This window comes from Klebsiella sp. RHBSTW-00215 (assembly GCF_014103785.1).
In the GTDB taxonomy this organism is placed as follows: domain Bacteria; phylum Pseudomonadota; class Gammaproteobacteria; order Enterobacterales; family Enterobacteriaceae; genus Klebsiella.
Map to the genome: position 1 here is coordinate 104,011 of NZ_JABXQS010000001.1, position 11,421 is coordinate 115,431.

Consider the following 11,421-nt stretch of genomic DNA (forward strand, 5'->3'; position numbering starts at 1 on the left):
TTTCATTTCGATTTAAATGAAACAGCGTTCTGTGAGACAACTCGCGTTACCCGCCGCTAATCAATGATAAATAAGCTTTTTCCTCATGGAGATGCTTATGACGCGTTTACCTCTGGCGGCGACTATCACTCTGCTTTTATCTTCTCAGGTCGCCTTCGCGGCTCTGCCCACTTTTTCCGTCTGGCCCGGCGGTGAAGCGCCCGGGGCGAAAAACAGCCCTGCAAGCGAGTCACTTGTGGAGCGTAGTAAAGACCCCTCTTTGCCCGACCGTGCGGTAACCGGTATTCGCGCCCCACAAATCACCGTTTATACGCCGGAGAAGCCCAACGGTATTGCGCTGCTGGTAACGCCCGGCGGTTCTTATCAACGGGTGGTGCTGGATAAAGAGGGCAGCGATCTCGCCCCAGTGTTTAACGCGCAGGGCTATACCCTGTTTGTGATGACCTACCGGATGCCGGGGGATGGTCACGCGGAAGGCCGCGATGCGCCGCTGGCCGATGCGCAGCGTGCGCTGCGTAGCCTGCGGGCGCGTGCCGCTGAGTGGCATATTAACCCGCAGAAAATCGGCATCATGGGTTTTTCTGCCGGGGGGCATGTGGCCGCCAGCCTGGAGACCCGCTACGATGAGCAGGTTTACAGCGCTGTGGATACTATCGACCAGCAGAGCGCGCGACCGGACTTTGTGGTACTCGGCTATCCGGTGATTTCTATGGATCCGGCAATCGCCCACCCCGGTTCGCGTAAAGCGCTGATTGGCGATGCGCCAACGACGGAGCAGCAGCGTCGTTATTCACCGGAGCAAAACGTGGCTTCCGTGACGCCGCCAACCTTTATTCTGCACGCGGTAGACGATCCTTCGGTACCGGTTGATAACTCGCTGGTGATGTTCAACGCTCTGCGCGCTCATAACGTGCCGACGGAGCTGCATCTGTTCGCCGAGGGCAAGCACGGGTTTGGGATTCGTGGAGCTAAAGGCCTGCCCGCCGCCGAATGGCCGCAGCTGGCAATGAACTGGATTGCCTCGCTGCCGGAGATGAAAAAGTAGTGCCAGCGAAGAGGGGGAAATGTGCACACTTATGCCCTCACCCCGGCCCTCTCCCACAGGGAGATGGAGAAAACCCGCCCAAGCCGGAACTGCACGATGATGCGTGTGATGCAATGAAACAGCGCAGAGGAACGATCCCCTCGCCCCTTTGGGGAGAGGGTTAGGGTGAGGGGAAATGCGCGCACCACCCCTTACCCGGAGGATTTTGCTGGACTACTTATTGGAACTGAAGCCGTTGCTGGTCGCCAGTTCGGCAAACCACAGCGCGTTTCGTTTTATCTGCCGCTCTCCGGTTTGCAGGTTGAGCCGCCAGAAACCGTAGCGCCGCTTGAACGAGTTAATCCACGACCAGTTATCGATAAAGGTCCACTGATGCACGCCAAAGCAGTTGGCACCGTCGGCAATGGCGCGATGCAGCTGCACTAGATGCTCTTCCATCAGGCTGATACGGAACGAATCATCAATCACTCCGTCTTCACCCGGCTCGCCTTCCGACTCAATATCCATCGCAATACCAATTTCGGCGAGGAACCACTTTATATTGCCGTAGTTATCGCGAATATTGGCGGCAATGTCGTAAATCGCCTGCGGCAGAATTTCATTATTATCGCGATACGGGTTAAAGCGCCCTTCTGGATTCACGTAGTTTTCGAAGTAAAACTCCGGCGTAAAATAGTCCAGCGCATAGTCGCTTTCGCGCGCCTTCACCCGCCGCGGCACGTAGTAGTTGACGCCAAGAAAGTCGACGTGCGAGCCGGTAATGAGCTCAACATCGGCTTTCGTCACCACCGGCAGGCAATCGTGAACGGCCAGAATCTCGCACAGCTCTTTCGGGAACTGATGTTTCACCAGCGGGTCGAGGAAGCTGCGGTTAAAAAACAGATCCGCATACCACGCCGCCTTTTTGTCCTCCGCGCTGTCGTTGCGGGTATAGGACGGCGTCAGGTTCAGCACCACGCCAATCTCGCTTTTCAGCTCCAACGCACGAAACTCGCGGACCGCTTTGGCGTGGGCCAACATAATGTTGAACGCCACCTGCGCCGCCAGCTTGCCGTCTTTTTTACACGGATAGTGGAAGTCATACAGATAGCCCCCCTCTACCGGCACAATCGGCTCGTTGAAGGTAATCCAGTATTTCACCTTGTGGCCAAATAGCTCAAAAGCGGTGCGGGCGAAACGAGCGAAAAGATCCGTCACATGCGCCGACTCAAAGCCGCCGTACTGCTTTTGCAGGGCTTCCGGCATGTCGAAATGATAGAGGTTGATCATCGGCTCAATGCCGTTTTCAATCATTTCATCCAGGTAATCGTTATAGAAACGCACCGCGTCCGCATTGGGGGCGCCGGTTTCGAAGTCGTCAATGAGCCGCGACCATTGAATCGATGTCCGAAAGGAGTTGAAGCCGGTCTGCTTCATCAACGCCACGTCCTGCGGATATTGATGATAAGTGTCGCAGACGGTTTGCGGCCCAATCTGCTGATAAAAACGCTCCGGCTGCTCGGCAAACCAGCTATCCCAAATTGAACGGTGCGGCTTGTTGCTTATGCCCTCCGTTTGCGGGCCTGATGCCGCCGCGCCCCAAAAAAAGCCTTCCGGAAACTGATACCGGGTCATAACGCCTCCTGTAAGTTAAAAAAGGCTGCACCCAACGAGCGCAGCCAATAAGCACTACTCTGCAACCACTTCAATTGACTTGATAAACATATAGCCCCAGTCACCGGCGAATTTACCGAAGTCGACACGGTTATCACCGGCCTTCAGCTCAACGGGCACCAGCAGCTGCTGGCCCTGCTCATCGGTCTGCGGGAATTCCACCGCGATTGGCGCGCCGCCGTTGACGATAAACGAGTTTTTCTTACCGCCCCATTTGCCGTTGAACGTCACCCGCAGCTGATACTTTCCGGCCCACGGCGCGGCAACCTGCCAGCTCACCTTATCGCCATCGTTGGCGAACGGTCCGAGGAAACCATCGCTGCCCAACGTCAGCGCATCTTTCTCGCTTTTAGCCGCCTCAATCTTGCCCTGGCTAACGTTAAACACCCCACCGCCAAAACGGCAGTAATCGGCAGGCGCTTTACCAACAGCTTGCGTCACCGTCACCTTGACGGTTTTGCTGCTTTTGAGCAGGCCGTCATCGGCTGTAAAGGTCAGGTCATATTCACCGGGCGCGCTAAACCAGGCGCGGGTTTCGGCTTTATCCGTGGCACAAAAATGGGCCTGTGCGTTGCCGCCGTTGCTCCAGCCCACCTTCACGTTACGGTCCGGTAGCGCATCATCGCGCCAGCTCGCGGTTAATTGCACGCCCTGATCCTGAGTCGTGGTGAGCTTATCGACCAGCGTTACCACCGGAGCCTGATTCTGCTGGGTGTGCTTGACGCTAATCACGTTCGAAGGTACCGAACTACCGCTCTCGTTTTTAGCGATGGCGCGGTAATAATACGTATTCCCCAGATGCAGACTGCGATAGTCATCGCGGAACAGATCCATCGTCTGCGGGTTCCACTCGTTAACGCCGTCGGAGATATCGCTCCCTACCACTTTCCACGGCCCTTTTGCCGAATCAGCGCGCTCCACGTCATAAGTGCGTCCTACCGCCGCCCCCAGCCAGTTGATGGCAAACGGCGAATCCGTCGCCCGCAGCTTCGGCGCGTCCGGCTTCGGCAGCGGCGGCGCTTTCTCCTGCCCGCTCATCTGCGCCGCCGCGGTCCGCACCAGGTCAACCACGTCTATTTCCTGGTTGGCTTTACCCTCTACCGGGAAGCCCGGCAAGTGGTAGCTGTAGTGGCCAGTGGACTCTTTATGCCAGTAGAAACCACCCTCGTGACGATGGCCACGGAAGCCCCAAATCAGCCCACCCGCCGCCTGCGCGCCGTTGACCTCGCTATGCACAATCGACTGCATAATGGCGTTGAGCTGCTTCGCGTCCAGCAGACCGAATTCGCCCACCATGTACACTTTCTTGCCCGCAGCCGCCGTCAGATCTTTTTTTACCTGATCGGGATGGTTGTTATCGGCATTGGTGTAGTAGTGGTTGCTGACGATATCGACGTTCGGATCGTTGAGTGCAAACGCATTGATTTTCTTATAGGTGCCGTCAATCACCAGCTGATGCGGCGCCCACTTTTTGATCCACGCGGCGGTCTGCTGAAGGAATGCGGCATTGGTGTCCTCCAGCTCGTTGCCGGTCTCCCAGGCCATAATCGCTTTTTCGTCATAATACGGGCGACCGGTCACGCTGTTGGTGCGGGTGATCACCTGACGAATCACGTCAAGATAGGCCTTGAAGGTTTTGCTGTCGGTCCGATAAAAATCCTCCGGCTTTTCATGATAGAACGCCGCCAGCTGCTCGCGGCCGCCCCACCACCACCAGTGATCGATAAACGGCAGGATCAGGCGCAGTCCCTGTTTGTCCGCTTCGGCGATCATATTGTCGTAAACCCGCATCGCCTTTTCGTTGAGGCGCGGCATGCCGTCGGCGCTTTCCGGGGCCAGAATATGGGTTTCGCGACCGCAGGCTTGGTCAAACTCCTGCTGCACCGAGAGCACATACACTCGCTGCGCTTTGGCTCCGGTTTGCACCTGCGCCTTAATCCAGTTTTCCTGTTCGTCCGCCGTCGGCCAGCGGAAGTATTGCCCCCAACCGCGCGAGTCGGCTTTGCAGGTGCCGCGCGCATCGTCTTCAATACGGTGCAGCTCCGGCGCATGGATGCCCGCAAAGCGGAAGACCTTGTCACCATCTTTTAGCGTTGCGCCGTCGCGGGTAATAAAGTGTTCAAAGTGCGACTGCTCTGCGGCCATCGCCCCTGCGCTTCCCAGCGCCGAAAGCAGCGCCACGAGCATCAGTTTTTTTACCGGCTTGATCATTGTTATCTCTCCTTAGAACCAGACTTCAGCCTGCACGCCAAAGTTCAGCGTGTCGGTGTCACCACTGCGCGAGTAGCCGCCTGCGGAAATGGTGTTGGTGCTCCAGTCGTAGTTGCCGTCCAGCGCATCGGAGACACCTTTATCCCACTTGGCGTAGGTCACGAAGAAGCGCAGCTGCGGGCGAGTCCAGAAGCCGGAGTCAAAGGTCAGGGTCGGCGCAACGGTGATTTTGGTCAGACCACCTTTGCCTTTGCCGTCCACGCCTTTGTAGTTTTTATCGTCGAGATATTCGTAGCCCAGCTCATACTGCATGGCGAAGTTTTTGGTGATCTGCTGGTACGGACGGATCCCGGCCACCCAGCTGGAGCGTCCCCAGCCGTCGGCATCTTCCGTCCACCAGCGGTAGTTTTTGTCTTTCTGGTAATAAGCGAAAGTCGAGATTTCCCAGTCGCCCAGGGAAGCCATGTTGTCCAGCACCACGCGCCAGGATTGGGTGTCTTCGAGGTTAGCCCAACCCCAGCCGTTTTTACCCAGCGAGTCCCCTGCCGCCAGGCCGCGCCCGTACTGGAAGACCACGCGAGAGTAGCCGCCGGTCAGGCCGTAAAAACCGTCAAAGTTGTAGACCCCGGTCACGCCGTAGCCCTTTTCCGCCGAGGTCGGGTGATTCTCGTTGCGGTTCATGTGGTGACCAATCAGCTCCAGATCGAAGCCGGTGCCGCCGATCTTTTTCAACCACAGGTTGAGCGAGTAGTCATCCGGATAACCCTGATCGCCTTTATCGACCGGGTAGGCTTTGGTTTCGTCCGTCGGCGAGAAGGCGTAAACCCCGGCGCCGAAGCGGGCGAAGCCGAGATCCATGTTATCGAAGCCGCCGCCGGTACCGTTGTACTGAATGTACTCCCAGTCAAACTGGTGGCTGGAGGTGTTAGAGCTGCTGTAGCGCTTACCGGCCCAGAAGGTCATTTCCGGGGCGAAGTCGAGATTCGACAGCTCGGCAAAGCCTTCGCGGAACTGAACATCATGCCCGTCATCATCCTGACAGTTCCAGTCAGAGGTACATTTTGACTGGTGGGTGATGTTGGCCTGGACTTTCGCCACTACGCCGCTGTCTGAGGTTAACGTCACCGTCGGGATCAGTTCGATCTTGGTGTCCTCTTCGTTGCCCAGACGCCATTTGCCGTCCGGCATCAGGCCAACGGAGTCGGCGCGGTTGCCATCAGAGTTAGCGAGGATCCCCGAACGGATATAGCCATGGAGCATAAAATCGTATTTCTGCTCGGCGCTCGCGCAGTCACTCATGACCACGAGGGCGAGTAAAGACAGAGGTATTGAATGATTTAGCCTGATCATTTTTTTTCCTTGGTTATTTTTTTATTAACACTGCCTGAGAACGGAAGGAAATTTACGGATCAAAAATGGAAAAGTACATCCATTAACGGAAAGCGCTTTCCGTAATTGCCGGATGAGTTCACAAATTTGACGATAGAGGGCAAATATTCGTGATGAAGTTCACATAACCAGGCGGAAATAAAAAAGCCCGCACGCGGCGGGCCGATTCAGGCAGGGGAAAAGCTTAGCGTTCGGCGTCGGCAAGCTGGCGTTCGTAGACTTTGAAGAACGGGCGATAGAGCATCCATGCGTTAAAAATAGCGAACAGGCACATACATAGATTTTTCCAGCTACCGTTGGCTGACCAGGCCGCGCCGAGCGGCGACGGCATCGACCACGGCAGCATCGCCACCGCCCGGTCGAGAATCCCAAGCTGAGTTAAATACCAGGCGATACAGGCATTTATCAGCGGAACAAAGATAAACGGCAGCAGAAAAACCGGGTTCATGATGATGGGGAAGCCAAATAATATCGGCTCATTGATGTTGAACAACGAGGGTAACAGGCCGATTTTGCCAACGCTTTTCAACTGCCGCGAACGGCTGCGCATCGCCATAAAAACCAGCGGCAGGGTGGAGCCGATACCGCCAATCAGCAAGTAAAAATCCCAGAATCCCTGGAGGTAGATATGCGGCAGAGTGGCGGAACCGGCGGCCAGCGCCTGCTGGTTTTCAAACAGATAGGTCATCCAGAACGGGTTCATAATCCCGGTGATAATCAGCGCGCCGTGAATACCAACAAACCAAAGTAAGTTACAGATAAATAAAGATATTAATACCGCAGTTAGCGTATCGGAGGCCACCACCAGCGGGCGTACCGCTTCGCTAATCAGCTCCGGTAAAATGCGCCCGGTGCTTTGCAACAGTAACGCATTGATAACGCTGATAGAGAGCATTACCACCAGCAGCGGGATCAGCAGTTGGAAACCATTGCGGGTCATCACCGGCACCTCTTCCGGCAGACGGATACACCAGCCTTTCTTGTAGAAAAAACGGATAATTTCAATCGAGTAGGTGCTTGAAATCAGCGCGGTAAAAATCCCCATCCCGCCGAGAAAAATATTGGTCGCCCCATTATCGCGAAAGCCGATAAACAGCAAAAACGCCAGACAGCCGGTTAGCCCGCAGAGCCGCTCCGGCAGCCGGTACTGCTTGGCGAGGCTGGCGCTGGCACCGAAGGCCACAATCAGCGCCACCAGCCCGATGGTGAGTTCGAAGGTCGGCAACAGAATGGGCCGCAGCTGGAGATAGAACTGGCCGAAAGCCGATGCGCCGTCAATGGAAACGGGCGGAAACAAAATTGGCACCAGCAAACTTCCGACAATCACAAACGGCATCGCCAGCGCAAAGCTGTCGCGCATCGCCGTAATGTGATTATTGCGTGTCAGAACGTTGGCCAGCGGCGCCAGCCGCTGTTCGATGATATCGACGACAACATTCATCAACTGAATGTTCATAGTCCTGCCTTATAGGAATAGTTTTATCGCCGGGATGATCGCGCACTCCTGAGTAAAGTAAAAGCCCGCCATAGGTGATCGTGGTCACAATAAATAAATCCACAAACGGAAAGCGCTTTCCGTTTTATATCCACTATGACTATAGTCGGCACATCCAACTCATCAGGAGCGGTTTATGAAAAAGATAATGTTGTGTTGTTCTGCGGGCATGTCCACCAGCCTGCTGGTGAAAAAAATGGTCGCCGAAGCTGAGCAGCGCGGGCTGCCGGTAGAGATAAACGCCTTTGGCGTCGCGGAATTCGATCAGCAGGTCGGTCATTACCAGGTGGTACTGCTGGGACCGCAGGTGAAATACATGCAGAAAGACCTGCAAAAACAGGCCGATAAATACGGGATCCGCGTGGAACCCATCAACATGATGGATTACGGCATGCAAAAAGGCGGTGCCGTACTGGATTTCGCGCTTTCCCTTATTGATAACAAAAACTAAGGAAAGATCATGAGCTCTCTGTACGCTAAGTTGATCACCGTGATTGAACAGAAGATCACCCCCATGGCGGGTGCGATCGGCCAGCAAAAATATGTCACTTCGATCCGCGACGGCTTTATTACCGCCCTGCCCTTTATGATCGTCGGCTCGTTTTTACTGGTATTTATCTTCCCGCCGTTTTCACCGGATACCAGTTGGGGCTTTGCCCGCGCCTGGCTGCAATTTTCTCTCGATCATCGCGACGCGCTGATGCTGCCGTTTAATTTCAGCATGGGGGTGATGACGCTGTTTATCGCCGTCGGAATCGCCGCGAGCCTGGCGAAGCACCATAATCTGGACCCGCTAACCGCCGGGATGCTGTCGCTGATGTCGTTTCTGCTGGTGGCCGCGCCGCTGAAAGATGGGCAGATCTCCACTGCCTATTTCTCCGGTCAGGGGATCTTCACCGCCATTCTGGTGGCGATTTATTCCACCGAACTGTACGCCTTCCTCAAGCGTCACAACATTACCATTCGTCTGCCGCCGGAAGTCCCGGCTGGCGTGGCGCGCTCGTTTGAAATCCTGATCCCGGTGCTGGCGATCGTGCTGACGCTGCACTCGCTGAATCTGTTTATCGAAGCCCAACTGGGGATGATCATTCCGGAAGCGATCATGTCGCTGGTAAAACCGCTGGTGGCGGCCTCCGATACTTTACCGGCGATCCTGCTGTCGGTACTGGTGTGCCAGGTCCTGTGGTTTGCCGGGATCCACGGAGCGCTGATCGTCACCGGGATTATGAACCCGTTCTGGATGGCTAACCTGTCGATCAACCAGGCTGCTATGGCCGCAGGGACGGCGATCCCGCATATCTACGTGCAGGGTTTCTGGGATCACTATCTGCTGATTGGCGGCGTCGGTTCCACGCTGCCGCTGGCGCTAATGCTGATGCGCAGCAAGGCTATTCACCTGCGCACTATTGGCCGTATGGGTGTGGTACCGGGCGTATTTAACATCAACGAACCGATTCTGTTCGGCGCGCCAATCATTATGAATCCGCTGTTCTTCCTGCCGTTTGTGCTGGTACCGATGATCAACGCAACGCTGGCGTACTTCGCGCTGAAGCTGGACCTGGTGAGCCGCGTGGTGTCGATGACGCCGTGGACGACTCCGGCCCCTATCGGTGCCTCCTGGGCGGCGAACTGGAGCTTTAGCCCGGTGATCATGTGCCTGATTTGTATGGCGACAGCGATGGTGATGTATCTGCCGTTCCTCAAAGCCTACGAAAAACAGCTGTTGGAGCAAGAACACGCTAACGCCGTTGCGCAGGCCGAAGTCGCGCCGCAATCCGCATAATTCATACTATTCAGAGGTTTGTCATGGAATTAGAAGAACAGGTGATGGGTATCATCATCAACGCCGGGCAGTCACGTAGCCTGTGCTATGAAGCGCTAAGCTGCGCTAAAGAGGGCGATTTCGCTGCCGCCGACGAGAAGATGAAAGAAGCGGCGCATTTTGCCCGCGAGGCGCATCTGGTGCAGACGCAGCTGATTGAAGCCGACGAAGGCGAGGGAAAGACCAAAATGACGCTGGTGATGGTTCACGCCCAGGACCATTTGATGACTTCGATTCTGGCGAAAGAGCTGATCGGCGAGCTGATTGCGATTTACCGCTCGCGACCGCTGCACGCGTAGGGCTGCCCCCTCACCCCGACCCTCTCCCCAAAAGGGAGAGGGAGAAAAGCAGGCGACCGCTGCGCGTGTAGAGCTCCTCCTCAACCCGACCCTCTCCCCAAAGGGAGAGGGAGAAAAGCAGGCGACCGCTGCGCGTGTAGAACTCCCCCTCAACCCGACCCTCTCCCCAAAGGGAGAGGGAGAAAAGCAGGCGACCGCTGCACGCGTAGGGCTGCCCCCTCACCCCGGCCCTCTCCCCAAAAGGGAGAGGGAGAAAAACGGGCGGTGGCGCGGGCTGATTGCCAGTTCTGGCAAGCGCTGAAGGCCGCTGGCGATAGACACTTTTTTCAGCAGGTATGCTAAGCTAGGCGAAAATATTCAGACAGAAAATGCCATGCCAACCATTGATGATGTTTCAAGATTAGCGAATGTCTCCCGAGCGACGGTATCCCGCGTGCTGACCGGCACACGTGGCGTGCGCGAAGAGAGCCGCGAGGCCGTTTTACGGGCAGTAGAAGAACTCAACTACCGCCCGAGCTTTGCCGCGCAAAACCTCGCCAGTCAGACATCCAATCACGTGGGGCTGGTGATTCCGGCAAACGACGAAAGCAGCGGCGCACGCCTGCTGCCGATGCTGTCATTAGCGCTGAAGGGGCTGAATAAGAACCTGATTGTGCAGTACGTGACGGATGCGGCTGAACAGGCGGCGGTGGTTGACGATTTACAGCGCCAGTGCGTCGCGGTGGTGGTGCTCGGCGCTGTCGCTGCCGATACCCCACGCAACGTTATCTCCTTCGACAGGTTTAGCGTCGCCGGGGTGAATAATCAGGGCTACGACTACGCCTTTGCCACCGAGAGCGCCTGCCGCTACGTGATTGGCAAAGGCCACCGCAATATTGCCCTGCTGACCGATAACGACGGCGATGACGCCAGCCGCCAGATGCTCGAAGGCTATCGCAACGTTCTGCAAAACTACTCTATCCCGTTTAACCGACAGCTGATGCTGGCGGCCAACGATAACGTCGAGCAGGCGCTGCTGACGCTGATTAATAGCTTCAGCAAATATTCGGTGATTATCGTTAAACGCGACCGCTACGCTGCGGAAGCGATGCGTCTGCTGCGCGAATTTAACGTCGCCGTGCCGCAGGAGGTCTCGCTGCTAAGCCTTGAGGATTCTCCCCTCGCCTCGCTGCTGAACCCGCCGCTGACCTGCATTTCCTGGCCGCTGGAGCAGTTGATGGAAAACTGCATTCAGCGCATCCGCAGCCTGATCGACGAGCGCCCTACCTTCTCCTTCGAAGGACGCACGCTGACGGGTCGCCTGATCCCACGCCAGTCGGTGGCTGATTTATCTTAATCTTTGCCCCGGTCTCTCTTCTGACCGGGTCTTCCTCCTATATCGCTTTATTCCCATGCTAATCATTTCCCTTACATCTAAATAAGAATTATTTTCATTTACGAATAGCTTGTGCTATATAACATAGCAATGGCTATAAATGATGATTAATTAACCACAACATTATGAGGG

9 protein-coding genes are annotated in these 11,421 nt (G+C 55.9%); 5 read left to right on the forward strand and 4 right to left on the reverse strand.

All coding sequences use genetic code 11. The features are described from left to right. The first annotated feature begins 97 nt into the window (after nt 1–97). Complete coding sequence (locus HV127_RS00550; protein WP_182234424.1) at nt 98–1,045, forward strand: alpha/beta hydrolase; 948 nt, start codon at nt 98–100, stop codon at nt 1,043–1,045. Between the two features lie 213 nt (nt 1,046–1,258). Here the strand turns inward: HV127_RS00550 and HV127_RS00555 are convergent, their stop codons facing one another. The 4 genes from HV127_RS00555 to HV127_RS00570 all read right to left on the reverse strand — a co-directional run bounded on the left by HV127_RS00555 (nt 1,259) and on the right by HV127_RS00570 (nt 7,754). After that, complete coding sequence (locus HV127_RS00555) at nt 1,259–2,659, reverse strand: glycoside hydrolase family 1 protein (protein WP_182234426.1); 1,401 nt, start codon at nt 2,657–2,659, stop codon at nt 1,259–1,261. 54 nt (nt 2,660–2,713) lie between these two features. After that, entirely contained in the window at nt 2,714–4,906 is a 2,193-nt protein-coding gene (locus HV127_RS00560; RefSeq protein WP_182240511.1) for a CBM35 domain-containing protein, read from the reverse strand. Nucleotides 4,907–4,921: 15 nt separating this feature from the next. Further along, complete coding sequence (locus tag HV127_RS00565) at nt 4,922–6,259, reverse strand: carbohydrate porin (protein ID WP_182234428.1); 1,338 nt, start codon at nt 6,257–6,259, stop codon at nt 4,922–4,924. Nucleotides 6,260–6,482: 223 nt separating this feature from the next. Further along, a complete protein-coding gene (locus HV127_RS00570) occupies nt 6,483–7,754 on the reverse strand; it encodes a PTS transporter subunit EIIC (protein WP_139539519.1) in 1,272 nt (423 codons plus the stop codon). Nucleotides 7,755–7,929: 175 nt separating this feature from the next. On the opposite strand from HV127_RS00570, the gene HV127_RS00575 reads away from it, so the two are divergent. The 4 genes from HV127_RS00575 (at nt 7,930) to HV127_RS00590 (ending at nt 11,250) form a co-directional block, all read left to right on the forward strand. Continuing rightward, on the forward strand, nt 7,930–8,244 hold the full coding sequence (locus HV127_RS00575; protein ID WP_182234430.1) for a PTS sugar transporter subunit IIB: 315 nt from the start codon (nt 7,930–7,932) through the stop codon (nt 8,242–8,244). Nucleotides 8,245–8,253: 9 nt separating this feature from the next. Beyond that, complete coding sequence (locus HV127_RS00580; protein ID WP_182234432.1) at nt 8,254–9,576, forward strand: PTS sugar transporter subunit IIC; 1,323 nt, start codon at nt 8,254–8,256, stop codon at nt 9,574–9,576. A gap of 23 nt (nt 9,577–9,599) precedes the next feature. Then, nucleotides 9,600–9,914 (forward strand): PTS lactose/cellobiose transporter subunit IIA, encoded by a 315-nt coding sequence (locus tag HV127_RS00585; protein WP_110275792.1) that lies wholly within the window; start codon nt 9,600–9,602, stop codon nt 9,912–9,914. 373 nt (nt 9,915–10,287) lie between these two features. Beyond that, nucleotides 10,288–11,250 (forward strand): LacI family DNA-binding transcriptional regulator, encoded by a 963-nt coding sequence (locus HV127_RS00590; protein ID WP_182234434.1) that lies wholly within the window; start codon nt 10,288–10,290, stop codon nt 11,248–11,250. Nucleotides 11,251–11,421: the final 171 nt, after the last annotated feature.